This window comes from Sphingobium sp. L-44 (assembly GCF_056859495.1).
Genome location: NZ_JBSXOQ010000118.1, coordinates 1 through 25,255, shown reverse-complemented (window position 1 = coordinate 25,255; position 25,255 = coordinate 1). Strand labels below are relative to the sequence as shown.

Annotated in this window: 22 protein-coding genes and 1 other RNA gene; 6 read left to right on the top strand and 17 right to left on the bottom strand. The window is 65.2% G+C overall.

Annotation, left to right across the window (positions count from 1 at the left end; all coding sequences use genetic code 11):
- Window positions 1-239: 239 nt before the first annotated feature.
- The 4 genes from AC13EK_RS21770 to AC13EK_RS21755 all read right to left on the bottom strand — a co-directional run bounded on the left by AC13EK_RS21770 (window position 240) and on the right by AC13EK_RS21755 (window position 5,175).
- The gene (locus AC13EK_RS21770) at window positions 240-512 is read right to left on the bottom strand and encodes an HU family DNA-binding protein (protein WP_004207699.1); all 273 of its coding nucleotides are present in this window, start codon (window positions 510-512) and stop codon (window positions 240-242) included.
- A gap of 162 nt (window positions 513-674) precedes the next feature.
- Complete coding sequence (gene lon / locus AC13EK_RS21765; protein ID WP_004207700.1) at window positions 675-3,074, bottom strand: endopeptidase La; 2,400 nt, start codon at window positions 3,072-3,074, stop codon at window positions 675-677.
- 155 nt (window positions 3,075-3,229) lie between these two features.
- Complete coding sequence (locus tag AC13EK_RS21760; RefSeq protein ID WP_004207701.1) at window positions 3,230-3,553, bottom strand: YbaB/EbfC family nucleoid-associated protein; 324 nt, start codon at window positions 3,551-3,553, stop codon at window positions 3,230-3,232.
- Window positions 3,550-5,175 carry a DNA polymerase III subunit gamma/tau gene (locus tag AC13EK_RS21755; protein ID WP_037507431.1) on the bottom strand — a complete coding sequence of 542 codons (1,626 nt, stop codon included), beginning with the start codon at window positions 5,173-5,175 and terminating at the stop codon, window positions 3,550-3,552. Before AC13EK_RS21755 ends, AC13EK_RS21760 begins: the two co-directional genes overlap by 4 nt.
- Window positions 5,176-5,279: 104 nt before the next feature.
- Here AC13EK_RS21755 and AC13EK_RS21750 point away from each other — a divergent pair, with 104 nt between their 5' ends.
- Complete coding sequence (locus tag AC13EK_RS21750) at window positions 5,280-5,570, top strand: TM2 domain-containing protein (protein ID WP_234792462.1); 291 nt, start codon at window positions 5,280-5,282, stop codon at window positions 5,568-5,570.
- A gap of 41 nt (window positions 5,571-5,611) precedes the next feature.
- On the opposite strand, the gene ffs is transcribed toward AC13EK_RS21750, so the two are convergent.
- Window positions 5,612-5,709, bottom strand: an RNA gene (ffs, locus tag AC13EK_RS21745) — signal recognition particle sRNA small type.
- A 482-nt stretch (window positions 5,710-6,191) separates the two neighbouring features.
- On the opposite strand from ffs, the gene AC13EK_RS21740 reads away from it, so the two are divergent.
- A complete protein-coding gene (locus tag AC13EK_RS21740) occupies window positions 6,192-6,956 on the top strand; it encodes a class I SAM-dependent methyltransferase (RefSeq protein WP_483022384.1) in 765 nt (254 codons plus the stop codon).
- Window positions 6,957-7,006: 50 nt separating this feature from the next.
- Here the strand turns inward: AC13EK_RS21740 and blaSGM are convergent, their stop codons facing one another.
- Genes blaSGM through AC13EK_RS21720 form a run of 4 tightly spaced genes read right to left on the bottom strand, consistent with a single transcriptional unit; the run spans window position 7,007 to window position 10,465 of the window.
- The gene (blaSGM, locus tag AC13EK_RS21735) at window positions 7,007-7,987 is read right to left on the bottom strand and encodes an SGM family class A beta-lactamase (RefSeq protein ID WP_069338105.1); all 981 of its coding nucleotides are present in this window, start codon (window positions 7,985-7,987) and stop codon (window positions 7,007-7,009) included.
- 3 nt (window positions 7,988-7,990) lie between these two features.
- Complete coding sequence (locus AC13EK_RS21730) at window positions 7,991-8,326, bottom strand: 2Fe-2S iron-sulfur cluster-binding protein (protein ID WP_010337134.1); 336 nt, start codon at window positions 8,324-8,326, stop codon at window positions 7,991-7,993.
- Window positions 8,327-8,345: 19 nt separating this feature from the next.
- Window positions 8,346-9,464: a cysteine desulfurase family protein gene (locus tag AC13EK_RS21725; RefSeq protein ID WP_069338104.1), complete on the bottom strand. Its 1,119-nt coding sequence runs from the start codon at window positions 9,462-9,464 to the stop codon at window positions 8,346-8,348.
- Window positions 9,431-10,465, bottom strand: a complete 1,035-nt coding sequence (locus tag AC13EK_RS21720) for a cysteine desulfurase family protein (RefSeq protein WP_069338103.1) — start codon at window positions 10,463-10,465, stop codon at window positions 9,431-9,433. Before AC13EK_RS21720 ends, AC13EK_RS21725 begins: the two co-directional genes overlap by 34 nt.
- Window positions 10,466-10,617: 152 nt before the next feature.
- Here AC13EK_RS21720 and AC13EK_RS21715 point away from each other — a divergent pair, with 152 nt between their 5' ends.
- A complete protein-coding gene (locus AC13EK_RS21715) occupies window positions 10,618-11,274 on the top strand; it encodes an alpha/beta hydrolase (protein WP_004207708.1) in 657 nt (218 codons plus the stop codon).
- An 860-nt stretch (window positions 11,275-12,134) separates the two neighbouring features.
- Here AC13EK_RS21715 and AC13EK_RS21710 read toward each other — a convergent pair.
- From AC13EK_RS21710 to AC13EK_RS21695, 4 genes are all read right to left on the bottom strand, one after another.
- The gene (locus AC13EK_RS21710; protein ID WP_004207710.1) at window positions 12,135-12,683 is read right to left on the bottom strand and encodes a hypothetical protein; all 549 of its coding nucleotides are present in this window, start codon (window positions 12,681-12,683) and stop codon (window positions 12,135-12,137) included.
- 156 nt (window positions 12,684-12,839) lie between these two features.
- Window positions 12,840-13,214, bottom strand: a complete 375-nt coding sequence (locus AC13EK_RS21705) for a hypothetical protein (protein WP_069338685.1) — start codon at window positions 13,212-13,214, stop codon at window positions 12,840-12,842.
- A 59-nt stretch (window positions 13,215-13,273) separates the two neighbouring features.
- Complete coding sequence (locus AC13EK_RS21700) at window positions 13,274-13,525, bottom strand: hypothetical protein (RefSeq protein ID WP_004207712.1); 252 nt, start codon at window positions 13,523-13,525, stop codon at window positions 13,274-13,276.
- Window positions 13,526-13,629: 104 nt separating this feature from the next.
- Window positions 13,630-13,794, bottom strand: a complete 165-nt coding sequence (locus tag AC13EK_RS21695) for a hypothetical protein (protein WP_010335364.1) — start codon at window positions 13,792-13,794, stop codon at window positions 13,630-13,632.
- 158 nt (window positions 13,795-13,952) lie between these two features.
- Between AC13EK_RS21695 and AC13EK_RS21690 the strand changes: the two genes are divergently transcribed.
- Both AC13EK_RS21690 and AC13EK_RS21685 read left to right on the top strand, forming a co-directional pair.
- Window positions 13,953-15,062 carry a sensor histidine kinase gene (locus AC13EK_RS21690; protein WP_069338686.1) on the top strand — a complete coding sequence of 370 codons (1,110 nt, stop codon included), beginning with the start codon at window positions 13,953-13,955 and terminating at the stop codon, window positions 15,060-15,062.
- Window positions 15,063-15,067: 5 nt separating this feature from the next.
- Window positions 15,068-15,817 (top strand): LytR/AlgR family response regulator transcription factor, encoded by a 750-nt coding sequence (locus tag AC13EK_RS21685; RefSeq protein WP_069338696.1) that lies wholly within the window; start codon window positions 15,068-15,070, stop codon window positions 15,815-15,817.
- 51 nt (window positions 15,818-15,868) lie between these two features.
- Here the strand turns inward: AC13EK_RS21685 and AC13EK_RS21680 are convergent, their stop codons facing one another.
- The 4 genes from AC13EK_RS21680 to AC13EK_RS21665 all read right to left on the bottom strand — a co-directional run bounded on the left by AC13EK_RS21680 (window position 15,869) and on the right by AC13EK_RS21665 (window position 21,631).
- Entirely contained in the window at window positions 15,869-17,167 is a 1,299-nt protein-coding gene (locus AC13EK_RS21680; RefSeq protein WP_234792504.1) for an OprO/OprP family phosphate-selective porin, read from the bottom strand.
- Between the two features lie 160 nt (window positions 17,168-17,327).
- Window positions 17,328-17,672, bottom strand: a complete 345-nt coding sequence (locus tag AC13EK_RS21675) for a UrcA family protein (protein WP_069338688.1) — start codon at window positions 17,670-17,672, stop codon at window positions 17,328-17,330.
- A gap of 423 nt (window positions 17,673-18,095) precedes the next feature.
- Window positions 18,096-19,022, bottom strand: coding sequence for a phosphotransferase family protein (locus AC13EK_RS21670; RefSeq protein WP_234792505.1), 927 nt, complete (start codon window positions 19,020-19,022; stop codon window positions 18,096-18,098).
- Window positions 19,023-19,144: 122 nt separating this feature from the next.
- On the bottom strand, window positions 19,145-21,631 hold the full coding sequence (locus AC13EK_RS21665; protein WP_483022383.1) for an autotransporter domain-containing protein: 2,487 nt from the start codon (window positions 21,629-21,631) through the stop codon (window positions 19,145-19,147).
- Window positions 21,632-21,888: 257 nt separating this feature from the next.
- Here AC13EK_RS21665 and uvrA point away from each other — a divergent pair, with 257 nt between their 5' ends.
- Window positions 21,889-24,870, top strand: coding sequence for an excinuclease ABC subunit UvrA (gene uvrA, locus AC13EK_RS21660; protein ID WP_069338690.1), 2,982 nt, complete (start codon window positions 21,889-21,891; stop codon window positions 24,868-24,870).
- The last annotated feature ends 385 nt before the right edge of the window (window positions 24,871-25,255 follow it).

Here is a 25,255-nt window from a genome sequence, read left to right as displayed (position 1 = left end):
CCCCCTCCTACCCCCGCAGGCGCAGCAGGTCGAGGGCAGCGGGCCGATCATCGCCGCGATCCGCCGCACAAGGCCATAAAAAAAGGGGCAGAGGCTCCCGGCCCCTACCCCTTCCTTTCGACATGCACGCGCCGGGCGGGTTTCCCCTGCCGCAGCGCCACTCTCCCTCACTCTGTCCCGACCGCGACGCCGGCAAAATCATCGAATGACAAGGCGCCCGAACGGGCGCGCCTGCATCCTTAGTTGACCGAATCCTTCAGGCCCTTGCCGGCCTTGAACTTCGGCTGCGACGACGCCTTGATCGTCATCGTCTCGCCGGTGCGCGGGTTGCGACCGGTCGAAGCCTTGCGCTGCGACACAGAGAAAGTGCCAAAACCAACCAGGCGCACTTCGTCGCCCTTCTTCAGCGCGCCGGTGATGGCGTCGAACACGCCCTCGACCGCCTTGCTGGCGTCGCTCTTGCTGAGACCGCTGCTTTCAGCGACGGCGCTGATAAGATCCTGCTTGTTCATGCCTTGGGAACCCCCTTTATAGATGTTGGATAGTCAAGGAATCGCGGCGTAGGCGGGGCAATAAGGCCCAGCTTTCAAGCGGTGTCAAAGGGAAAGCGTCAAAAAACCCGGCTCCGGCGCGTTTTTGCCCCCATGGGCATAAACGCGCCGAAAACCGGGCTTTTAGTGACGGATAGCAGGATCGCCGTCGCGACCCTGGCCGGCGCTGGGCTGCGCCGCCAGATCATCTTCCTCGGTCCAGGTGATCGCTTCGGGCTTGGACACCAGCGCACGTGCCAGCACCTCGTCGACATGGGACACCGGAACAATCTCCAGCCCCTCGCGGATGTTGGCCGGAATTTCCGCTAGGTCTTTCTCGTTTTCCTGCGGGATCAGCACCGTCTTGATGCCACCACGCAGCGCCGCGAGAAGCTTCTCCTTGAGGCCGCCGATCGGCAGCACCCGGCCGCGCAGCGTCACCTCGCCGGTCATCGCCACATCCTTGTGGACGGGAATGCCGGTCAGGGTCGACACGATGGTCGTGACCATGCCGATACCGGCCGACGGACCATCCTTGGGCACCGCGCCCTCGGGCAGGTGGATATGGATGTCCTTGCGGTTGAACAGGCTCGGCTTGATGCCATAGCCGGGCGAGCGCGCCTTCACATAGGAGAAGGCGGCCTGCACCGATTCGTTCATCACTTCGCCCAGCTTGCCAGTCGTCTTGATGAGGCCCTTGCCGGGCACGGTCACCGCCTCGATCGTCAGCAGTTCGCCGCCCACCTCGGTCCAGGCCAGGCCGGTGACGGCGCCGATCTGATTCTCTTCCTCGCCCACGCCATGGCGGAATTTCCGCACGCCGGCATAGTCGGCCAGGTTTTCGGGCGTGATCTCGACCTTGTCGAACGCGCCTTCCAGGATCTTGCGCAGCGCCTTGCGGGCCAGACGCGCCACTTCCCGCTCCAGCGTGCGGACGCCGGCTTCACGGGTGTAGTAACGGATCAGGTCGCGCACCGCGGCCTCGGTAACCTCGAACTCGCCATTCTTCAGGCCGTGGGCGTCGATCTGCTTGGGCACCAGATGGCGCTGGGCGATCTCGACCTTCTCGTCCTCGGTATAGCCTTCGAGCCGGATGATCTCCATGCGGTCGAGCAGCGGCTGCGGCAGGTTCAGCGAGTTGGCCGTCGTCACGAACATCACGTCGGACAGGTCGACGTCGATCTCCAGATAATGGTCCTGGAACTTGCTGTTCTGTTCGGGGTCCAGCACTTCCAGCAGCGCCGACGCCGGATCGCCGCGGAAATCCTGGCCCAGCTTGTCGATCTCGTCGAGCAGGAACAGCGGGTTCATGGTGCCCGCCTTCTTCAGGTTCGACACGACCTTGCCCGGCAGCGACCCGATATAGGTGCGGCGATGACCGCGGATCTCGGCTTCGTCGCGCACGCCGCCCAGCGACTGGCGCACGAATTCGCGGCCGGTCGCCTTGGCGATCGAACGGCCCAGCGAGGTCTTGCCGACGCCCGGCGGGCCGACGAGGCATAGGATCGGCCCCTTCAGCTTGTTGGTGCGCGCCTGCACAGCCAGATATTCGATGATCCGGTCCTTGACCTTCTCCAGCGCGAAATGATCCTCGTCCAGGATCGCCTGCGCCTTCTTGAGGTCGGTCTTGACCCGGCCCTTCTTGCCCCAGGGCAGGCCCAGCAGCACGTCGAGATAGTTGCGCACCACCGTCGCTTCGGCCGACATCGGCTGCATGCCCTTGAGCTTCTTGAGCTCGGCCGTCGCCTTGGCGCGCGCTTCCTTGCTCAGCTTCGCCTTGGCGATCTTGTCGGCCAGTTCGGCAAGCTCGTCGCCTTCCTCGCCCTCGCCATTGCCCAGCTCGCGCTGGATCGCTTTCAGCTGCTCGTTCAGATAATATTCGCGCTGGGTCTTTTCCATCTGGCGCTTCACGCGGCCGCGGATCTTCTTCTCGACCTGCAGCACGCCCAGCTCGCCTTCCATGAAGGCGAACACCATCTCCAGCCGCTTGACCGGATCGGGCTCGACCAGCAGCGACTGCTTGTCGGCGACCTTGACGTTGATGTTGGCGGCAACGGAATCGGCCAGGCGACCGGCATCGTCGATCTCGCGCAGTTGCACCGGCGTTTCGGCCGGCAGCTTCTTGTTGAGCTTGGCGTAATTCTCGAACTGCTCGGCCACCGAGCGCATCAGCGCAGCGGCTTCCGGACCTTCGGCGACGATCTCCTCGACCGGCGCGACCTCGGCGACCAGATAGCCCGCCTCGGCAGGCGCCAGATCGGCCAGCTGGGCACGATGCTTGCCCTCGACCAGCACGCGCACCGTGCCGTCGGGCAGCTTGAGCAGTTGCAGCACCACCGACACCACGCCGGTGTCATACAGCGCGTCCTTGCCCGGATCATCCTCGGCCGGGTCGAGCTGGGACACCAGGAAGATTTCCTTATTGCCCTCCATCGCCGCTTCCAGCGCGGCGACGCTCTTGTCGCGACCGACGAAGAGCGGGACGATCATCTGCGGGAAGACGACGATGTCGCGCAGCGGCAGAAGGGGATATTGCGTAGTCATTCACTCTCCAGGGCCAGACTTGCGGCCCGTCATGCGGTTCATCGCCTTTATGGGGATGCCCGTCGCGTCAATCAATCAGCGATCACCATATTGCTGCAACGATGAACAAGGGCTTATCCGCCAACGGCAGCCCCGGAACGGCAATGCGCGCCGGCTCAGAACGGCAGCTTGAAGCCCGGCGGCAGCGGCAGGCCGGCGGTCATCTTGCCCATTTCGGTGTTGCTGACCTCGTCCGCCTTCTTGCGCGCATCGTTGAACGCGGCGGTGATAAGGTCTTCCAGCATCTGCTTTTCCGACGGCGCCAGCAGGCTGTCGTCGATCGACACGCCCAGGATGCGGCCCTTGGCCGATGCCTTCACCTTGACCAGGCCGCCACCGGCCGCGCCCTCGACTTCCAGCTTGTCCAGATTGTCCTGCGCGCGCTGCAGCTCTTCCTGCACGCGGCTGGCCATCCCCAATATTTCGTTCAGATCCTTCATGCTTCGGCACTCCATTGTTCCGGCTCATCCGAATGGACCAGCTCGGCATCGGGGAAGGCGTCCATTGCCGCCTTGACCACCGGGGTTTCCAAAATTGCGGCGCGGCTGTCGGCCAGCTGGCGCTGTTCATTGGCCAGCAGGGTCGGCTTGGCCTCCCCCTCGCCCTGCGTCACCGTCCAGGCGACGCCGGTCACCTCGCGCAGCGCCGGGATGATCCGGGTGGCGAAGTCGGGCGACAGGCTGGCCGTGCCGCGATACTCCAGCATCGGCGGATCATAGCGGATGATCCCCACGCAATCATGCATTTCCTGCGCCAGATGGCCCTTGCTCTTCTGCCAGAAGGCTTCGATCAGATCCTCGAATGTGGCAGGCAGGCTGGACGCGGGTTCCGGCGCGGGCGCGGCGGCGGCGGGCGCCTGGCCCGGCAGCGCCGGCGCGGCCATCGGCACCCCGCCCTGCAGCATCCGGGCAAGGTCGCTGGGATCGGGCATGGTCGCGGCATGCATCACGCGCAGCAGCGCCATCTCGCACGCCTCGATCGGCAGGGCGGCGGTCGCCACCTCGTCATGACCCTTGAGCATCAGCTGCCACAGCCGATGCAGCGGGCCGAAGCCGATCTGCGACGCCCAGTCGGCCAGCGCGCCGCGTTCCTCGTCGGACTGGCCCGGCGTCGCAATGTCGCGCCCGGCCTTCACCAGCGTGACCGCATGCACCAGCTCCAGCAGGCCGCGCATCAGCGACAGCGGCTCGACCCCCAGCGCATATTGATCGCGCACCCCGCCCAGCAGCGCGGCGGTATCGCCCTCCAGCAGCAGGCCGAGCAGCCGGCGGGTGGAGCCGCGATCCGACAGGCCCAGCATCTCGCGCACCTGCGCGGCCGTAACCATCGGCTCGCCCTCGCCCATTTCGGCATGGGCGATCGCCTGGTCCAGGATCGACAGGCCGTCACGCGCGGAACCTTCGGCCGCCTGCGCGATCAGCGACAGCGCATCGGGTTCGGCCGCGACCTGTTCGGCCTCGACCACATGGGCGAAATGGCCGGCCAGCATCTCGGCCGGGATGCGGCGCAGGTCGAACCGCTGGCAGCGCGACAGCACCGTCACCGGCACCTTGTTCACCTCGGTCGTGGCGAACAGGAATTTCACATGGGCCGGCGGCTCCTCCAAGGTCTTCAGAAGCGCGTTGAACGCGTTCTTCGAGAGCATATGGACTTCGTCGATGATGTAGATCTTGTAGCGCGCCGACACGGCGGCATAGCGCACCGCCTCGATGATCTCGCGCACGTCGTCGACGCCGGTATGGCTGGCGGCGTCCATCTCGACCACGTCGATATGCCGGCCCTCGGCGATTGCCATGCAGGGTTCGCACACGCCGCACGGGTCGATCGTCGGCCCGCCCTGCCCATCCGGGCCGATGCAGTTCAGCGCCTTGGCGATCAGCCGCGCGGTCGACGTCTTGCCGACCCCGCGCACGCCGGTCATCAGAAAGGCATGGGCGAGGCGCCCGCGCCGGATCGCATTGCCCAGCGTCTGGACCATGGCGTCCTGCCCGATCAGCTCGCGAAAGTTGCGCGGACGATATTTGCGCGCAAGCACGCGATAGGGCTGAGGGGAATCGGACATGCTAAGCTCTTAGCAGCTAGGGACCGCCAGAATCCAACGACAAGTGCGGCCTTGCCCGCCTTTGATAGGGATGCCATCATTCCACAAATAACTAGGGGGATTTAATGAACGTTCAGGAGAATAATGGTAGTTCGGGGGGATCGAATGCCCGTCAGCAAATGCTATACGACGCCAACAAAAAATCGGTCGGCGTCGCCTACCTTCTGTGGTTCTTTTTGGGAGGTTTCGGCGGCCATCGCTTCTACCTAGGCCAAACAGGAACAGCTGTTGCTCAGCTCGCACTACTCATTATTGGCTGGGCGACTTTTGTAGCCATAATCGGCGTTTTTTTTATTGATCGCCTTAGGCATCTGGATTCTTGTAGATGCTTTTCTGATACCAGGTATCGCCCGTGACCAAAATCTCAGACTAGCGGATCGGCTCACGCTGTGATGCTTATGGTGGGAGCCGGAACGACCCGCAGAAAAATCGTTGTGGCTGCTTCCGTCAGGACCTGACCAGGTTGGCGACGACTACGTCCGCCCGACTCCCGGCCGGGCATATGGCGAACTCATGACAGGAAGGCAAGGGGGCATTGCCAATCCGCTGCTTACACCGGCCGCCTTCACGACACGGGTCAGACTTTGCCGTACATGCAGCGATCCTTCCCTGACCATGCGGCTCCTCATGAGGAACAAACACCGCTCAACGGCGATGAGAGGACAGAGACGAGCCACCAACGCGCTCATCCGCGCTTTGGATCGTGAGCTAGCAAGAATATTTGATAATATCCCGATCTTGCAAGAACCCTCGTTCCGAATATCGGGAGGTTGACTTACATGCCTGTTTCCCATGATGCCGTCGTACATTGCTACCGCTTCTTGCTCGGGCGCGAACCGGAAAATGCGGAGGTTATCGCCATCAACGCCCGCGCGGCAAATTGGCAGGATCTTCGCTAGGCCTTCATCCACAGCGCAGAGTTTAGGGATGGGATCGCCCAGACACTGCCCGCTGGCGCCGCCCCCATCGGACAACAAATGGGCGAGAAGGATAACGACGTCGAGGTCCGTTGCACGCCCCGGCAATTGCAGATGATGTTCGACGGCATTGCGGAAAACTGGAAGAAATTCGGTGAAACCGAACCCCATTGGTCGGTTCTCACCAATCCCGTATTCTTCAAGGATTCATTGCAGGAGCATCTCGACGCCTTCTTTGCCCATGGGCAGATCGACGTCGACAATGCCCTGAGCTATCTCAGTCGCGCCGGCCTGCCTGCAACGGGTTTCGATCGCGTCATGGATTTCGGTTGTGGCGTCGGACGCCTCACCGTGGCCCTCGCCCCCCATGCGCGCAGGATCGTCGGCGTCGATATCTCGCCGAGCCACCTGCGCGAAGCGGCGAAGACCATGGAAAGCAAGTCCATCACCAACGCTGAATTTGCCCAAATCCGATCGGTGGACGACATTGACGATCTCGGCACCTTCGACCTGATCTTCAGCCGCATCGTGCTTCAGCACAATCCTCCGCCGATCATGGCGGCGATCTACGAGCGGCTACTCAGCGCGCTGCGCCCCGGCGGCGTGGCCATTGTCCAGATCCCGACCTTTCTCAAGGGGTGGCGGTTCAGCGTGGCGGAATATCTGGCCGGCACCGCGCCCGCCATGGAAATGAACGCTTTGCCGCAGCACGAAATTTTCCGCATCATCGAACAGCAGGACTGTGTCACGCTCGAGGTTCGGGAATGCACCGATCTCAGGGAGATCCAGGGCGTATCGCACACCTTCGTCGTCCAGAAACATTAAAGTTCCTGCGGGTGGGATCGTCGGCTGGCGCCCCCGCCATCGAGCGGCTTTTAGTCCAGCCCGCTCTTCTGCGCCTTGCTGACGAATTCCAGCGCCGAATGGGCGGCCTCGGCGATCGCCGCCTCGGCCTTCTTGTCGTCCACGGTCGGCCGGTCGAGATAGATGGCCAATATATATTCCTCACCCGCCGGCGACTTCACCAGCGCGACGTCATTATAGGCGGTACCGCAACTGCCGGTCTTGCTGCCCGACGTCCAACCTTCGGGCAGGCCCGCCTTGATCCTTTTGTCGCCGGTGGTGCTGGCATTCAGCCAGCCGCGCAGCCTGTCAGCATCGGCCGCCTGCATATCGCGGAACAGTAACCGCCCCATCAGTCCGGCCATCGCCGCCGGACTGGTCGTGTCGCGTGGATCGCCTGCGACATTCTCGTTGAGGTCCGGCTCGATGCGATCGAGCCGCGTGATCTTGTCGCCATGGGCGCGGATGAAGGAGGTCAGCCCCTCCGGCCCGCCCAGCATCGGCAGCAACAGGTTGGCGGCACTATTGTCGCTCACTTCGACCGCCGCCGCGGCCAGTTCGGCCATCGACATGCGGCCGCGCTTCTTGTTCTTCTTCACCACCGGCGCGTAATCGAGAATATCGTCCTTGGTGAAGGGGATCTCACCCTCCAGCCCGAACTTGCCGCCCTGCGCGCCGATCAGCACGGCAGCGGCCAGCGGCGCCTTGAAGGTCGAGCACATGGCAAAGCGATCGTCGCGGTTGAAGCCCAGGATCAGCGCACCGTCGCGATCGACCAGCGCGATGCCCATGCGCCCGCCGGTCTCCTCCTCGATCTCCTTGGGATTGCGCACGGAGGTGAGCGCGGATTGCGGCACCAGATAGCGTGGTGCGGGCGGCATCAATGTCGGCAGGGTCGGCACCTCTTCGGCCTTCTTGGCCGGCGCCTTCTTCTTGGGCGCGGCCGACAGCGGCAGGGCCACGACCAGACAGGCGGTCAGCGCCGCCAGCGACAGGGATTTGCGCAGCGCCATGGCTTACATACCTTGCATATTGTTGAATTCGCCGGGGATACGGACGGTCAGCGCGTCCAGTTGCTCGGACAGGATGATCTGGCAGGCCAGACGGCTGGTGCGGGTCGCCGCAGCGGCCAGGTCCAGCATATCCTCCTCATCCTCGCTCGCGCGCGGCAGCCGGTCGAAATCGGCGGCATCGACGATGACATGGCAGGTCGAACAGGCCATTTGCCCTTCGCATGTTCCTTCCAGCGGCTGACCCGCCGCCTGTGCAACCTCCAGCAGGACGGACCCGGCAGGCGCATCGACCTCCAGTCGATTTTCGCCGTCGGCGCTGATGAAGGTGACCATGGTCATGCTATGCGATGCTCCCTGCTCACGGCGCCGCTTGTGCGGTCGCCGCCCCGTTAATCACCTTCGCAGCCTCCTCCAGTTCGGCCGGTGTCGTGTATCGACCAAAGCCGATCCGCACCGATCCGCGCGCCTGACTGTCTGAAAGACCCAGGGCGCGCAGCACATGGCTAGGCCGCCCGGACCCGCTCGCGCAAGCGCTGCCGAGCGAAAAAGACATATTGCGGCAATCGGACAACAATCGCGCGCCGTCGATCCCGGCGCGACGAATGTTGAGATTGCCGGGATAACGCGCGTCGGCGCTGCCGTTCAGCGTCCAGTCGGCGAACAGTGCGCGCGCCTGCGCAGACAGCGCCGCGATGTGCGCGCGATCCGCCTCCGCCTGCTCCCGCATCAGGCGCGCCGCCACGCCAAAGCCCGCGCACAGGGCGGGCGACAAGGTGCCCGACCGCAGCCCGCCTTCCTGCCCGCCGCCATGGATCAGCGGGTCGATCTTCACCCCGTCGCGCAGCCACAGCGCGCCGATCCCTTTTGGCCCATGGATCTTGTGCGCGCTGATCGCCACCATGTCGCACGGGTCGGGGATCGGCACCCGGCCATAGCCCTGCACCGCGTCGCACAGGAACAGCGCGCCCGCGCCATGGGCCAGTTGCGCCAGCGCGCCGACCGGCTGGATCACGCCAATCTCGTTATTGACCAGCATCGCGACAACGAGAGCGACGCCCGGCACGATCGCCCGCGCCGCGACGTCCAGATCGACCAGCCCGTCGCCATCCACCGGCAGGACCGTCACCGCCCGGCCCATCCGCCGCATCGCCGCCACCGTATCCAGCACGGCGGCATGTTCGGTCGCGATGGTGACGATGTCGCCCGCCGGCGCGCCCTGGATCGCGATGTTCAGCGCCTCGGTCGCGCCGGAGGTGAAGAGCAGCCTGCCGCCCGGTGGCAGCAACTGGCCGATCGCGTCGCGCGCCAGTTCCACCTGCGCCGCCACCATGCGGCCGGCGCGATGCGCGCTGTGCGGATTGGCGAACTGGTCGCGCAGCAGCGGCACCATCGTCTCGAAGGCTTCGGGCGCCAGCGGCGTCGTCGCCTGATAGTCGAGATAGATCACCGGCTCGCCCGCTCCGCCATGGCGGTCCATGTGGCCAGGAAGCGATCGACATCCGCCGCGCTCGTCTGCGGGCCGAAACTCACCCGCACCACTTCGCCGGCCTCCGCCGCGTCCCAACCCATCGCGCCCAGCACATGGCTGGTCTTGAGCGAACCGGACGAACAGGCGCTGCCCGCCGACACGGAAATGCCGGCCAGGTCGAACTGGATCAGTTGCGCCCGCGCCGACAGGCCGGGCATGCGATAGCTGGCGATCGCCGGCAGGCGCGGCGCGTCGCGCGCGACGATCTGCCCGCCTGCCGCCTCGATCCCGGCGTCCAGCCTTGCCCGCAGCGCGGCGGCCACCGGCATCCACTCGCCCCGTGCCTCCAGCGCCGCTGCCATCGCCATGATCGCCGGCAGATTTTCGGTGCCGGCGCGATAGCCCTGTTCCTGCCCGCCGCTCGGCTCGACCAGCGCCAGGTCGCGGATCAGCAGCGCGCCGATCCCCGGCGGCCCGCCGAACTTGTGCGCGCTGATCGCGATCATGTCGGCCTCGGGCAGCGCCAGCTTGCCCGCGCTCTGGGCGCAATCGGCAAACAGCAGCAGCCCTGCGCGCCGGAAATCCGCCAGTGGCTGGATCACGCCCGTCTCGTTATTCACATGCTGGATCGCGACCAGACTGCCCGGCGCCAGCTCCGGCAACAGCACCCGGCCATCGCCATCCACCGCCAGCCGCTCGGCCTCTTTGGTCACGCGCAACACGGCGTCATGCTCGACCGGCGAGGTGATGATTCGCCCCGCCTTGGCGCGGGTCAGCGCGATGGCGATCGCCTCGCTCGCGCCGGAGGTGAAGAGGATATGGCCATCCCATCCCAGCGCCGCCGCGATCCGCCGCCGCGCATCCTCCAGCATCGCCCGCGCCGCGCGCCCGTCGCTGTGCGGGCTGGACGGGTTGGCCCAGCCCGCCATCGCGGCGACCATCGCGGCCTGCGCCTGCGGCAGCATCGGGGTGGTCGCGGCATGATCGAGATAAAGGCGGTCGGCGGCCAAGCGGAACTACTCATTGATTGCGGAAATGGCGGCGGCATCTATATAGGCGGATTGCCGCGCTGCGCCAGCGTGAAGGCCATATGGCCAAGCCCCGGCGCGCGCACGGACCCTTTCCTCGCTGCCCCGTGGCAGCCCAGACCATAACAGGTGCCATGCCCGACGTCATTTTCCCCGGACCCGAAGGTCGCCTCGAAGGCCGCTTCAGCCCCCCGCCCCGCCCGCGCGCGCCGGTCGCCATGATCCTGCACCCGCATCCGCAGGGCGGCGGCACGATGAACGACCGCATCACCCAGGCGCTCTACAAGACCTTCGTGAAGCGCGGCTTTGCCGTGTTGCGCTTCAACTTCCGCGGCGTCGGCCGCAGCCAGGGCACGTTCGACAATGGCATCGGCGAACTCAGCGATGCCGCGGCGGCGCTCGACTGGGTGCAGAGCTTCCACCCCGAAGCGCAGACCACCTGGATCGCCGGCTTCTCCTTCGGCGCCTGGATCGGCATGCAGCTGCTGATGCGCCGCCCGGAAATCCGCGGCTTCATCTCGGTCGCGCCGCCGGCCAACATGTATGACTTCTCGTTCCTGGCGCCCTGCCCCTCGTCGGGCATCATCGTCCAGGGCACGGCGGACGAAGTGGTGACCGCCAGCGCGGTGCAGAAGCTGGTCGACAAGCTGCGCACCCAGAAGGGCATCACCATCCATCATGACGAGATCAAGGGGGCCAACCACTTCTTCGAGCATGAGCTGGACCAGCTGATGAAGTCGGTCGACAATTATCTCGACATGCGCCTGTCGCCGGACTCGCCGATCCGCTGAGGACCGGCCCGATCGGGATCATGGAGGGGCTGCCGCCGCGCAGCCCCTTTTTCTTTGGCCGCACGATCTGCCTGCCGGCCAGAACCGGAAATCTGCCGAGCCGCATCCAGCACCAGCCCGCAGCCGAATGTCGATCAGTCCGATCTTCGCGATCTCCAGCCCCCGCCTCTGGCCTTTTGCAGCGGGACGCCCACAGCCCCCCGCCATGAATCCTTGATGGCTGGCGCCCAGAAGGAGTACCCTCCACTTACTCCACGGCTTCTCCCAAAAGCTGACCTTGGCATATCCGTCATCCCGGACTTGATCCGGGATCCATTCAGCACTCCCTATCTGGCGTAGTGCACAATGGATCCTGACCTTCGTCAGGATGACGCCCGTGACGATTGGCAGGTTTGCGACCATAAGCTGTCCTCACCATCATCGTCACCCTGAACTTGTTTCAGGGTCCATTCCTCCCAGCAGACCAATGGCTTGTTGGGGCTGATAGATGCTGAAACAAGTTCTGCATGACGTTAGTGGAATGGCAGGAAACCACCCAAATCCGTCATTCCCGCGCAGGCGGGAATCCATCTCCTGACCTCGCATCTGGTCCGAAGCTGGTGAGATGGATCCCCGCCTGCGCGGGGATGACGCTGTGAAACAGGTGGCCAGCTTCCCACCCAAATCCCACCCGGTGAAGGCTGTGATTTTCCTGTTCTTCGAGAGCAAGAGATGATGGAGGACGGTCGAGCGCCGCGCGGTTCATGCGCGCGGCGCCGTGAAGAAGGCGGAGGAAGGACAGGCCGAACGGCGCCAGACCAGCAACCAAGCCGCCATCCCGCCCGCGCCCTCCCCAGGGGCGCCGGCAGGATCAGGCCGGATCAGTTGGCCTTGGACAGGTCCACCTTCTCGACCCATTCGGGGTAGAAGGTCGGCTCGCGGTTGGACCAGCCGACCGCGGTGGCCGCCGCCTCGCTGATCGACTGCAACAGCAGCCGGCGCTTTTCGGGATGAAGATGCGGCAGGCTCGCCGCCGCACAGAAGGCGCCCGGCAGCCAGGGCCGTGCGCCGGCCCCCAGCAGCCGCTCATAGAGGAAGCGATAGGCCGAGAAGCTCGCCAGCCGGTCCTGCCCCAGGTCGAAGGCGGACACCGTCACCAGCGGCGCCATGAACGGCTCCACCTGGTCCAGCCCGCTATCGTCGGGAACATGCGCCTTGATCTCGTCCAGCCGGCCATAGATGCGCGCCTGGGCGCGGATGCTGGCTTCCTCGACCATGTCGCGCGACCATAGCTTCATCGCGTCGCGGCGATGCAGCCCGATGTCCAGCGATCTGCGAATATATCTTTGCGTGGCCGACGGGAAACTGGCGAATTCCCGCAATTCCGCCAGGGTAATGGCCCCGTCCGCCGGTCTTGCACTCGTGCCCATTGCTCATGCCCTCCGACTTGAAGTCGATCAGCAGAACATGCGCCTCACATGGTTAGCAAAGGCTTAACGGGCACCTGTCCCACCGATTGTCACAAGGGACCAGATTTCGTTTTGCAGTGCAACATGATATTTTTGTGAAATGCGACGGACGGAGGATTATGCCTCCGCTTCAACCGCTTCGGGTGCCAGCAGCCAGGCCAGCCCCGCCGTCGCATCATCGAAGATCCGCAAATAGGGCTGCGTCATTTCGCGCTTCACTTGCAACCGGGTGATCGCGCTGCCGGTGATGATGGCGATCCGCCGCGCCTTGGGAAAATCGCCCAGATTCGCGCGGAAGGACGCGACCGCCTCCTGCGGCTGGGCGCTGCTGGCGCTCATGTCCATGCGCAGCAGATAGCCCGGCTTGAACCCCTCGGCCAGGAAGCGGGCCTTGCACTCGCGGGCATAGGCCGCGACTTCCTGCGCCGTGAACAGCTTGGACCATTTGATGTCCAGCAGGTTCAGATCATGGCGAAATTCGATGTGGTACATGGCGCAGTCTCCTGCGCGCTCCCTGCCATGACCGGGTTAATATTTCGCGTGTCGCCGGTTCAGCCCGCACGCCGCTCCAGCACCGCGCCGATCATGCTGCGCCACACCGCCACGTCGCCGGCCCGCGCCATGTCGGCATCGGGCTCGCGCAGCGTGTGCAATATCGCATAGGCATCGTCGACATGGTCGGGCCAGGCCGCATCCACCGCGCCCGCCGCATGGGGATCCTGGCCGCCGCCATTCAGGCTGAGCTGGCGCCCGGCCAGCACGCGGGCAATGCGTTCGATCGCGGGGGTGGTGGAAGTCGGCATCGTCGTCTGCTCCTCTCGCGCGGGAAGCCGGCCTGCCGCCTGATGGCGGTCGGGGCCGCGCTTGCCCGACTGGAATAACATGGATTTTCGCGGTCCGCTATCGGTCAGCGATCAGGCTTTTCGGGCCGGGGCTTTTCGGGAAATCCCGAAGACGGCACCGGTTCGCCGTCATCGTCGGGCCGGCTGGTCGCGGGCGGGTCCGACGCGTCCATGCTGTCTTCCAGCGCCTCGTCCAGCTTCTTCTCGCTCTCGCGCTTGGTATCGCTCATCTGCGCGTCTCCTTTTCTCCTGCCGGATCAACCGACAGGGTCAGGCCCCGGTTCCCCGCCAGTGCCCCACGCCGCCGCTTCGACCAACCGCCAAGCCGCTTCGACCAGCATCGCACGCAGGGGGCGACAGCGTCGCCAAGCTGGCGTAGATATCCTCCATGACACTTCCCACCGAAGAGGGGCCGCGCGGCGTTTCGCCGACCGCCGCCCTCTATTCCATCATCGGCTTCTGGTTCTTCTACGCGATCCTCATCAGCGTGCGGGCGCTGGTGGTGGGCTTCGACTATCAGGGCGAAATGGCCGCCCGCCGCGCCGTGGTGACGTTGATCGGCATCATCGTGACCTGGATTCTCTATCTGGCGATACGCCGGTTCGATGCCAAGCCGCTGGCGGTCCGCATCGTCGCCGCCTTTTCGCTCGCCGCGCCCTTCGCGCTCGCCATGGCGGTCGCCAACTATTATGTCTTCAACATCTATGACCCGATGGGCATGTTTCCCGACATGGACCAGCAGAAATATGAGGCCCAGTCCCACGCGCTGATCTATATCGTCGATGACGCCGTCAGCCGCTATTTCTTCCTGTCCGCCTGGGCCGGCCTCTATCTCGGCCTCTCCTATGCCAGCGAGGCGCATCGCACCGAACGCCGCGCCGCCCGGCTCGAACGCGCCGCGCAGCAGGCCGAACTGCGCTCGCTGCGTTATCAGGTGAACCCGCATTTCCTTTTCAACACACTGAACTCGCTCTCCTCCCTGGTGATGAAGGACCGGCGCGACGAGGCCGAACAGATGATCATGTCGCTCTCCAATTTCTACCGCACCAGCCTCACCGGCGATCCGCTCGATGACGTGCAACTGGAAGAGGAAGTCCATCTCCAGAAACTCTATCTGGATATCGAGGCGGTGCGTTTCCCCGACCGGCTGGCCACCCGGATCGACATTCCCGCCGATCTGCTGACCGCCTGCGTGCCGGGCCTGATCCTTCAGCCCTTGGTCGAAAATGCGATCAAATATGGCGTCTCGCGCACCTCCAGCCCGGTCGCCATCACCATCCGCGCGCGCGAGGAGCATGGCCTGCTGCACCTCACCGTCGCCGACAATGGCGACAAGCCGCCCAGCCCCGGCGATGGCGGCAGTGGCATCGGCCTCGCCAATGTGCGCGACCGCCTGTCCGCCCGCTTTGGCGATCAGGGCCGGATCGACTATGGTCCGCAGGCCGATGGCGGCTTTGCCGTCAATCTCTTCCTTCCGCTCAACCGCCGGGGGTGCTGACGCCCATGTCCATCCGCACCATGATCGTCGATGATGAGCCGCTCGCGGTCGAGCGATTGCAGATGCTGTGCGCGCGCGAACCGCGCATCGCGCTGGTCGGCACTGCCAATGATGGCGAGGCGGCGCTGCGCCTGGTCGAGGCCCTGAAGCCCGACCTGCTGCTGCTCGACATCGCCATGCCGCTGCTCGACGGCATCGGCGTCGCCCGCGCGATCAGCCAGATGGGCATCCGCCCGGCGATCATCTTCGTCACCGCCTTCGAAAGCTTCGCGGTCGAGGCGTTCGATCTCGCCGCGGTCGATTATCTGCTGAAACCCGTCGCCCATGATCGCCTGACCCGCGCGGTCGACCGGGTCGAACAGGCGCTGCGCAGCCGCGAGGGCGAGGAGGACGCCCCCCTCACCCCGGCCGAACCCGCGCCCGAATGGGCCGAGGAATTCTGGGTGCCGCACCGTTCCGAACTGGTCCGCATCGCCGCCGACCAGATCGACCGGATCGAGGCGGAGCGCGACTATATGCGCCTCCATGTCGGCGCCCATAGCTATTTGCTGCACCAGACCATCAGTTCGCTGGAGGAGCGGCTCGATCCGCAGGCGTTCGTCCGCCTGCACCGCTCGCACATCGTCCGCCGCCCGCATATCGCGCGGCTGCGTCACGATGGCAGCGGCGTCTGGTTCGCGGCGCTGGCCGACGGCAACGAGATCCGCATCGGCCGCACCTATCTCGCCAATGCGCGGGCCATGACTGGACGCTGAGAGTGCGCCGCTGGCGCACCCGCGCATTTTCCAAAACGCGCTCTTCCGCGCTCAGTAGATCCACTGGATGCGGGTCAGCACTGTGTCGCTCTCGCCGCGCTCGCCGAACCGGTCGAGCCAGGTATGGCCCCAGGTCGCGCCGAATTTCCAGCGCGTCGTCGCCCACCAGTTGAGGCCCAACATCGTCTTCTTGAAGCGGCCACCCTCAATGCCATTATCGTCCAGGTCCATTTCCGAATAGCGCGCCACCAGTTCCGGCGCGCCCCAGCGGCCCTTGGGAATGACGCGCCGGGCATAGCCGACATTGCGGTCATAGGGCCGGGTCTCGCCGGTCAATATCCAGCTGCCGGTGACATACCAGCCATGGAAGACCGGATCGCGAAATTCGCGCGAATTGGTCCGGTTCAATATATATTCGCCCAGGAACGACACCGGCCCGACATTCAGCAGCGCCTCACCGGCAAAGCCGTCGCTGCTCTGCGCCGCGAATTTCCCGGTGTCGATCGCGACGTCGCCGACATTGGTTTCCGCCCGGCCACTGTAGCGGATCGTGCCGTCCGCCGCCGCATGGCGATAGGCCACGCCGACATGCAGGAACTCATTGCGGTCCGGCACGTCCCAGATCAGCCCGGTCATGCGCGCCGAATAGTCCCAGCCACGATCAGTCGAGCTGCCGAAATCCCAGCTATCCTTGTAGGCGCCCGCCGAAAAGGTCGCCGCCTTGTTCGCGCCCAGCACCTGGACGAAGCGGACGCCGAAATTGCGCGACGTGAAAAAGGGCGTCAGCACGCGCTCGCTATGCGGCAGGTTCGCCGAATCCCCGACCATTTCGTAGGAGAATGTCTCCTTGGTCTTGCCCAGCGTCATCTTGGTGCGGCTGCCCAACGGAAAGGTCAGCGACGCGTCGGTCAGCTTCCATTTCTGCTCGGGGTTGGTGTCGAACCCCTTATATTCGCCGCTGACCTGATAGCTCACCCGATAGTCGCCACCGACCGATCCGATCAGGCTGAGCCGCGCCGATCGCACCTGAAACTCATTCTCCTGCCGGCCGATCTGGCTTTCATTGACCGCGTCCTGGCTGAAATCGGTCCAGTCGCCGATCAGCGACAGGCCTAGGCGGATCTTGAAGAAGGGCAGTTCCTTGTTCGGGTCGGCGGCCTTGGCCGGCGCGAAATCGGGGACGACATAGCTCGGCGTCTCGTCCACCGCATGCACGTCGCCGCCGCTATGATGGCCAATCGGTTCGTATAGCGATTCCGTGCTCTGCGCCCAGGCATCGGTCGCGCATAGCCCCCCGGCCATCAGCATTGCCATGATGACGGGCGAAGTGCCGGGAAGACGCGCGTGCATGACCAATTTCCCCTTGAACCTGTCCCTTCTGATCGTCGCAAATCCGGAGGTCCGCCATCGTGGGAAATACCGAGAATGGCCGGGGCGACGGGCCTTTTCCCACGCGAAAAGGGCCCGGCTCGCGCCAGGCCCTCTCCCTCCCTTGGCGGGATGATGGGCGTCAGTTGCCGACGACAGGCTGGGCATTCTTGGCATCGGCATAGCGTTCGTTGGTCTGGGCGCGGGCGATGGCGGTCGCGATCGGCGCCTCGACCTGGGCGATCGCCGCCGCGCGGCACGCGCTCATGGTGTTGATGTCGGTGCTGAAGCAGACCCGGCTGGCCGCACGGGAGATGCGGGTGCGCAGTTCCTGCTGGTCGGCGTGGCGCGTGAGGTCCAGGTCACCGAAGCGGACCTCGGTGGTGCGGCCGTTGGACGTGAACTCCTCGGCCGAAGCGATGCCGGAACCGGCCAGCAGGGCGGCGGCGGCACTCAGGGCAGTGATGATCTTGGCGGTGGCGAACATGGCGTGTCTCCTCAAAACTGTCATGGCATCCGGCCTGCGTCGTCAGGGGGCATCGACATGCCGGATGCGAACGGTTCGGCGGGGGTCTTGTGGGGGCGTTGCGCCATATCCCGTTCGCCCATCCTGTGTACGCGCCCGGCCGTCTCGCCGCTCGTCCGCTTCGACCGGCAACCCCCGGCATCGGCCAACGACCGATCCATCGACCAAGCGCGGATTTGCGGGGACGAACGACCGGACGAATGCCATTCGTCTGCGAAACGACATCCTATTCCCTAGGGGAAATTACGGAGACGCAGGAGGAGCGGACATGAAAACGCCCCCGGCGCAAGGGAATGCCGGGGGCGTATCCGGATGCTGTCGGGCACTCCAGATCTTGTCTCAACTGTTACCGTCAACACGGCACCATCGGCCGTGAACCGTCGCTTAACGCGCTGCTCTCTGGCCTGTTTCGATGTCAGAATAACGACAGGACCGATGCTGCGCGCGCCGCTTCGATGACCGGGGTACAGCATCCGCCGGGCGGCATCGGCGGGGGACGAACCGCCCACCGCCATCCACCAACGACATCAGCCTTCCAGCGGCGGCAGTCCGGCGCGGCGCAACGCATCGGTCAGATAGGCGGCAAAGGCCGCGTCCCGCCCCGGCAGCCGATGCCGCAGCCAGGCCAGCCTTACCAGTCCCCGCCAGCTTGCGATAGCGCCCGACATAATAGGCCGTCGTCGCGTCGCGCAGCATGCCCTCCAGCATCCCGGCCGACTGCCCCGGCCCGAAACGCATTAACATCTCGCTGCGCACCACATCGGCCGCCGGAGCCGATCGCGCCGCCTTGGACCAGTCGATCACCGCCAGCCCGTCGCCACTGACGATCAGATTGGCGGGATGCAGGTCGCCATGGGACAGCCGGTCACCCTCGATCAACTGGTCCAGCCGGTCGATCGCCGCCGCGCGCAACCGATCGCCGATCGGCGCCATCTCGATATCCTCGGCCAATATCGCCTTGCGGCTGCGCAGCGCGGGCAGGTCATGCCCATGGATGGCCCGCTGCAACGCCGCCATCGCGCCCATCGCCCAGCCGATCCGATGGGGATGGCGGACGATATGATGGAGCAGGTTCGGCCCCTCTATCTCGCTATAGATGATGCCCTGCCGCCCGCCAGCCTCCGCGCGCCGGAACACGCGCGGCACCGGCAGCCCGGTCGCCTGGATCGCCTGCGCCGTCGCATGTTCGCGGGCGACGATCCCGGCGTCGACGCCCTCATGGAACAGTTTGAGCACCCGCCCCCCGTCCAGCCGATAGACCGCGGCGGAGGCGCCCTCGGCAATGAAGGTGGAAGGATTGGGCAGGCTCATGCCCCTCGCCTGTGCCGCACCCGAACAGGCTTGACCAGTGTTTTTGCGCCGATACGCGCCATCAGCGACGCGACAGCTCGTCCGCCCCTTCGCCTGCGACCCGCTCGCCCCGTCCCGCCGCGCTAGAATCGGAAGGACAGATTTCCCCGCCACTGCCAGCTCGACAGGCCGCCCGATCCGATCCCGTAATATTCGCCCGATCCGATCAGCGCGACATTGCCGCGCAACTGGATGCGCGTGCCGAACCGGACCGATCCGGTCGCCGGCGTGGTCGCGATCAGGCGCAGGTCCGGCCCCAGGACACGGCCGCCATTGGGGCGCAGATAGGCAAAATCGACGCCACCCTCGACATAGGGGGTGATGACCATATCATCCGATCGGAATGGCCGGCTGATCTCCAGCGACGTCGCCACCGCGCCATAATCATAGCGCGCATCGCCCTGCAGCACGCGCAGGTCGATATTGCCCACCTGCCCCTGCAGGACATAATTGTCGTGCCAGATGCTGGCATAGCTCCACGACAGGCGGGGCCGCAGCAGGAAGCTGCCGATCGGGCGCTGCGCGCTCATCCCGATCGTGCCCGACAGGGTGAAGCTGTCATGCTTGCCCGACAGCATCAGCACATGCTGTTCATATTCGCCGAAGTTGAAGCCGATGCTGGCATCCAGCACCACGTCCGAATTTGCCATCCGATGCACCATGTATGGCTTCACCGTGATGGAATCGGCCTGCTGGCGCATGCCGCCATTGAAGGATTTATAATCCGAATTGCCGAACTGGATGGCCAGGCCGGCAACGGTGCGCTTGTCGATCCAGCGATCCAGGCCAATATTATACTGGTTCGCGCTGCCCCTGGTCCGGGCGCCGGAACGGTCATCCTTCAGCGTAGAATAGCTCCATTCCCCCCAGGCGGTCCAGCGCCGGCGGGCATTGGCTGCAATCCGGCAGGCCTTGTCGACCAGTTGCGGATCGCCCCGCAGCCGGCCTTCACGCCCGGCCCGGCAGACCTCATCGGCAGTCATCAGCATCGGGCGCCGCTCGTCACGGCCCGGCGCGACACCGGTCGGCGCGATCGGCGGCAACGTCTCGGGGCGCGGCCGCTGTATCGGCCGCACCGTCGGCCCGCCTACATCCGGGTCAGGCCGCAGTCCTGGCGTCACCGTGTCCGGGTCAGGCCGAAGCCCCGGCGTCACCGTGTCCGGGTCAGGACGCAGCCCCGGCGTCACCGTGTCCGGATCGGGCCGCAAGCCCGGCGTCACCGTGTCCGGATCGGGCCGCAGACCAGGCGTCACCGTGTCCGGATCAGGCCGCAGTCCCGGCGTCACCGTGTCAGGATCAGGACGCAGACCCGGCGTCACCGTGTCAGGATCAGGCCGCAGCCCCGGCGTCACCGTATCCGGGTCAGGCCGCAGACCCGGCGTCACCGTATCCGGATCGGGCCGCAGGCCCGGCGTCACCGTGTCCGGATCAGGCCGCAGGCCCGGCGTCACCGTATCGGGATCGGGCCGCAAACCCGGCGTCACCGTATCCGGGTCAGGTCGCAAGCCCGGCGTCACCGTGTCCGGATCAGGACGCAAGCCCGGCGTCACCGTGTCCGGATCAGGCCGCAAGCCCGGCGTCACCGTATCCGGATCGGGTCGCAGGCCCGGCGTCACCGTATCCGGGTCAGGCCGCAGCCCCGGCGTCACCGTATCCGGGTCAGGCCGCAAGCCCGGCGTCACCGTATCGGGGTTCGGCCGCAGACCCGGCGTCACCGTGTCCGGATCAGGCCGTATTTCGGGTGTTGGCGTATCAGGGTCCGGGCGGACTTCCGGTGTCACCGTATCGGGGTCTGGTCGCGCCTCCGGCGTAATGGGAACGGGCACCGGCCGCAGTTCGGGCGTGACGATTTCGGGATCGGGGTGCAGTTCGGGCGTCACCGTATCCGGATCAGGACGCAGTCCCGGCGTTACCGTGTCGGGGTTCGGTCGCAACTCCGGCGTCACCGTATCCGGATCGGGCCGCAGACCCGGCGTCACCGTGTCGGGGTTCGGCCGCAGTTCCGGCGTCACGGTCTCGGGCAAGGGCCGCAGGCCGGGCGTGATCAAATCCGGATTGGGGCGCAATCCCGGCGTTACCGTATCCGGCAACGGGCGCAGGCCGGGTGTCACCGTATCCGGGTTCGGCCGCAATTCCGGCGTCACCAGATCAGGCAGTTCCGGGTCGGGCCGGTTCCAGTGATCGGGGAAATTGATGCCGCCCGGATGCTGGTCGGCGGAATCGACGAAATTGTCATATTCCGCATATTCGGTGCGGATATGGGCGAACAGATTATGGGTGCCGCCATTTTCCCGCACGATGGGCGATACCGTCAGGTGCAGGCCGGTATCGGGCTGGGTCCAACTGTCCACCCGCTCCCCGGTCTCGGGAAAGACGACGAAAAACTCGCCCGGATCGACACCGGACAGCCACACCGAATAGTCCTTGCCCTCGGTCCAGCCCAGGAAGATGATCCGCCCCGCGGGCGTCTCGCTCTGGGCCATGGCCCCGGTCGTCGCCAATGTCATGCCCGCGACGCTGCCCGCCACGCTCAGGACGCCCGCATGCCAATGGAGCCGCCAATAGGTCATGCCCCGTTTCTACGTGCGATCCCATAGCCGCGGCCATCCATGGAAACCCCGAGACAGGCCGAGGCGCGCCCGCAGCCGAACCAGAAACGCCCTCCGGCCGGCGCAGCGCGCCATCGTCCACGCCCGGCCATCTTCCCCTGGCCGCTCCCCCTTCCTATCTTGCCTTCCGACCGGGCGACGCCCCTTGCCCCCACGGAACAAATCTGGAACAACGCCCCCATGAGTCTGACCCATATTTCGAAGCAGAGGTTTACCGAATGCTGACCCACATCAGCGTCCGCGGCGCGCGCGAGCACAACCTCAAGGGCGTGGATGTCGATCTGCCCCGCGACAGCCTGATCGTCATCACCGGCCTGTCCGGCTCGGGCAAGTCCAGCCTCGCCTTCGACACCATCTATGCCGAGGGGCAGCGTCGCTATGTGGAGTCGCTCTCCGCCTATGCCCGCCAGTTCCTGGAGATGATGCAGAAGCCCGATGTCGAGCATATCGAGGGCCTCTCCCCCGCCATCTCGATCGAGCAGAAGACGACGTCGAGGAACCCGCGCTCCACGGTCGCCACGGTCACCGAGATTTACGACTATATGCGGCTCCTCTGGGCGCGCGTCGGCATCCCCTATTCGCCCGCCACCGGCGAGCCGATCAGCGCGCAAACTGTCTCGCAGATGGTAGACCGGGTGATGCTCCTGCCCGAAGGCACGCGCCTCTACCTGCTCGCCCCGGTCGTGCGCGGCCGCAAGGGCGAATATCGCAAGGAACTGGCCGAGTGGCAGAAGGCGGGCTACACCCGCGTCCGCATCGACGGCGAGCTCTACCTGATCGAGGATGCCCCCGCCCTCGACAAGAAATACAAGCATGACATCGAGGTCGTGGTCGATCGCCTGGCGGTCAATGCCGACATGGCCACCCGCCTCGCCGACAGTTTCGAGCAAGCGCTGAAACTCGCCGACGGCCTCGCCTTCGTCGACCTGGCCGAGGGCGTCGTCCCCGGCCGCGAGGGCGTAGGGGCGGCCAGCCTGCTTCCGGGGGAAGCAGGCAGCCCCGAAGCCGGCTCGCCTGGGCGAGCCGTTAGGGCCCAGTCCGCGGGCAAGATGAAGAATGCCGGCATCCCCGCCAACCGCATCGTCTTTTCCGAGAAATTCGCCTGCCCGGTCAGCGGCTTCACCATATCCGAGATCGAGCCGCGCCTCTTCTCCTTCAACGCGCCGATGGGCGCCTGCCCGGCCTGCGACGGCCTGGGCGAGCGGCAGGAGTTCGACCCCGAACTGGTCGTCCCCAACGAAGCCCTCTCCCTGAAGAAGGGCGCCGTCGTCCCCTGGGCCAAGTCCAACCCGCCCAGCCCCTACTACATGCAGGTCCTGGGTTCCCTCGCCAAGGAATTCGGCTTCTCCCTCGACACCGCCTGGGCCGATCTGCCGGGCGAAGTGAAGCTCATCATCCTCCACGGCACCGGCGGCAAGCCTGTCACCCTGCGCTTCGTCGACGGTAAGAAGAGCTATGAGGTCAAGAAGCCGTTCGAGGGCGTGATCGGCAACCTCAACCGCCGCCTGCTCCAGACCGAAAGCGCCTGGATGCGCGAGGAACTGAGCAAGTACCAGACCGCCATGCCCTGCGAGACCTGCCACGGCGCCCGCCTCAAGCCCGAGGCGCTCGCGGTCAAGATCGCCGGCGAGGACATCTCCGTCTCCACCCGCCGCTCGGTGGTGGACGCGCTCGCCTTCTTCACCGCCATGCCCGACGCGCTCAATGAGCAGCAGAACCAGATCGCCCGCGCCATCCTCAAGGAAATTGTCGAGCGCCTCGGCTTCCTCAACAATGTCGGCCTCGACTATCTGAACCTCGACCGCACATCAGGCACCCTGTCGGGCGGCGAAAGCCAGCGCATCCGCCTCGCCAGCCAGATCGGCTCGGGCCTCTCGGGCGTCCTCTACGTCCTCGACGAACCCTCGATCGGCCTGCACCAGCGCGACAATGACCGGCTGCTCGTCACCCTCAAGCGCCTGCGCGACCTCGGCAACAGCGTCATCGTCGTCGAGCATGACGAGGATGCGATCCGCGCCGCCGACTATATTGTCGACATGGGGCCGGGCGCCGGCGTCCATGGCGGCACCATCGTCGCGCAGGGCACCCTGCCGCAGCTATTGGCGCACAAGGACAGCCTGACCGCGGACTATCTCAACGGCACCCGCCGCATCGAAGTCCCGGCCAAGCGCCGCAAGGGCTCGGGCAAGAAGCTCACCGTCCACAATGCCCGCGCCAACAACCTCACCGGCGTCACCGCGTCGATCCCGCTCGGCACCTTCACCTGCATCACCGGCGTGTCGGGATCGGGCAAGTCCAGCTTCACCATCGACACCCTCTATGCCGCCAGCGCCCGCACCCTCAACGGCGCCCGCATCGTCGCCGGCCCGCATGACAAGATCACGGGCCTGGAAAATTGCGACAAGGTGATCGACATCGACCAGTCGCCGATCGGCCGCACCCCGCGCTCCAACCCGGCCACCTATACCGGCGCCTTCACCAATATCCGCGACTGGTTCGCCGGCCTGCCCGAAGCGCAGGCGCGCGGCTACAAGCCGGGCCGCTTCTCCTTCAACGTCAAGGGCGGCCGCTGCGAAGCCTGCCAGGGCGACGGCGTGCTCAAGATCGAGATGCACTTCCTCCCCGACGTCTATGTCACCTGCGACGTCTGCCATGGCGCCCGCTACAACCGCGAGACGCTGGAGGTGAAGTTCAAGGGGATGAGCATCGCCGACGTGCTCGACATGACGGTCGAGGATGCGGTCGAATTCTTCAAGGCCGTGCCGCCGATCCGCGACAAGATGGCGATGCTCGCCGAAGTGGGCCTTGGCTATATCAAGGTCGGCCAGCAAGCCACAACCCTGTCGGGCGGCGAAGCCCAGCGCGTCAAGCTCGCCAAGGAATTGTCGCGCCGCGCCACCGGCAACACCCTCTATATCCTCGACGAACCCACCACCGGCCTGCATTTCGAGGATGTCCGCAAACTGCTGGAAGTCCTCCACGCCCTGGTCGAACAGGGCAACAGCGTCGTGGTGATCGAGCATAATCTCGATGTCATCAAGACGGCGGATTATATCATCGACATGGGACCGGAGGGCGGCGTCAAGGGCGGCGAAGTCGTCGCGCAGGGCACGCCGGAACAGGTGGTGAAGGAACCGAGGAGCTTTACCGGGCGCTATCTGGCGCCGTTGCTGGGGCTGGAGGCTGTGGCGGCGGAGTAGATTAATGAATCGTTTCGACTTGCTTTAAAAGCATCACTGCCAATTTCAGAGAATCAAAAATAGGCCGCTCTCCAACACAATTCCAAAATTGCCTCGCAACCTCTGGAGAGGCAATTTTGGTATCAGGGAATAACATTCCTGGGATGGTATCTATAACAATAGCACTGAACCTTGTTGTTCTTTCCATATTCAAAACCAAGATCGGCGAAATAGGAGTCCAACCCTCATATATATTTTCCGCGTTCAGCTGGACACCTCGAAAAACCCGTGGCGCCTGAGGGCCTGAAGTGATTCACTGCCTTTGCGCGATAGCGGAGGCGATGATGGCAGGGCAGCCGGGTTTCTTCGATCTGGACACCTCGAAAAACCCGTGGCGCCTGAGGGC

What these genes read in the sequence shown, in the direction of transcription:
- AC13EK_RS21725 (WP_069338104.1), bottom strand. Translation starts at nt 9,464, where the DNA reads ATGGACCGCCATGGCGGAGCGGGCGAGCCGGTGATCTATCTCGACTAT.
- AC13EK_RS21715 (WP_004207708.1), top strand. Translation starts at nt 10,618, where the DNA reads ATGCCCGACGTCATTTTCCCCGGACCCGAAGGTCGCCTCGAAGGCCGC.
- AC13EK_RS21740 (WP_483022384.1), top strand. Translation starts at nt 6,192, where the DNA reads ATGGGCGAGAAGGATAACGACGTCGAGGTCCGTTGCACGCCCCGGCAA.
- AC13EK_RS21695 (WP_010335364.1), bottom strand. Translation starts at nt 13,794, where the DNA reads ATGAGCGATACCAAGCGCGAGAGCGAGAAGAAGCTGGACGAGGCGCTG.
- uvrA (WP_069338690.1), top strand. Translation starts at nt 21,889, where the DNA reads ATGCTGACCCACATCAGCGTCCGCGGCGCGCGCGAGCACAACCTCAAG.
- AC13EK_RS21755 (WP_037507431.1), bottom strand. Translation starts at nt 5,175, where the DNA reads ATGTCCGATTCCCCTCAGCCCTATCGCGTGCTTGCGCGCAAATATCGT.
- AC13EK_RS21760 (WP_004207701.1), bottom strand. Translation starts at nt 3,553, where the DNA reads ATGAAGGATCTGAACGAAATATTGGGGATGGCCAGCCGCGTGCAGGAA.
- AC13EK_RS21675 (WP_069338688.1), bottom strand. Translation starts at nt 17,672, where the DNA reads ATGTTCGCCACCGCCAAGATCATCACTGCCCTGAGTGCCGCCGCCGCC.
- AC13EK_RS21680 (WP_234792504.1), bottom strand. Translation starts at nt 17,167, where the DNA reads ATGCACGCGCGTCTTCCCGGCACTTCGCCCGTCATCATGGCAATGCTG.
- AC13EK_RS21705 (WP_069338685.1), bottom strand. Translation starts at nt 13,214, where the DNA reads ATGTACCACATCGAATTTCGCCATGATCTGAACCTGCTGGACATCAAA.
- AC13EK_RS21730 (WP_010337134.1), bottom strand. Translation starts at nt 8,326, where the DNA reads ATGACCATGGTCACCTTCATCAGCGCCGACGGCGAAAATCGACTGGAG.
- blaSGM (WP_069338105.1), bottom strand. Translation starts at nt 7,987, where the DNA reads ATGGCGCTGCGCAAATCCCTGTCGCTGGCGGCGCTGACCGCCTGTCTG.
- lon (WP_004207700.1), bottom strand. Translation starts at nt 3,074, where the DNA reads ATGACTACGCAATATCCCCTTCTGCCGCTGCGCGACATCGTCGTCTTC.
- AC13EK_RS21750 (WP_234792462.1), top strand. Translation starts at nt 5,280, where the DNA reads ATGAACGTTCAGGAGAATAATGGTAGTTCGGGGGGATCGAATGCCCGT.
- AC13EK_RS21710 (WP_004207710.1), bottom strand. Translation starts at nt 12,683, where the DNA reads ATGGGCACGAGTGCAAGACCGGCGGACGGGGCCATTACCCTGGCGGAA.
- AC13EK_RS21770 (WP_004207699.1), bottom strand. Translation starts at nt 512, where the DNA reads ATGAACAAGCAGGATCTTATCAGCGCCGTCGCTGAAAGCAGCGGTCTC.
- AC13EK_RS21690 (WP_069338686.1), top strand. Translation starts at nt 13,953, where the DNA reads ATGACACTTCCCACCGAAGAGGGGCCGCGCGGCGTTTCGCCGACCGCC.
- AC13EK_RS21665 (WP_483022383.1), bottom strand. Translation starts at nt 21,631, where the DNA reads ATGACCTATTGGCGGCTCCATTGGCATGCGGGCGTCCTGAGCGTGGCG.
- AC13EK_RS21685 (WP_069338696.1), top strand. Translation starts at nt 15,068, where the DNA reads ATGTCCATCCGCACCATGATCGTCGATGATGAGCCGCTCGCGGTCGAG.
- AC13EK_RS21700 (WP_004207712.1), bottom strand. Translation starts at nt 13,525, where the DNA reads ATGCCGACTTCCACCACCCCCGCGATCGAACGCATTGCCCGCGTGCTG.
- AC13EK_RS21670 (WP_234792505.1), bottom strand. Translation starts at nt 19,022, where the DNA reads ATGAGCCTGCCCAATCCTTCCACCTTCATTGCCGAGGGCGCCTCCGCC.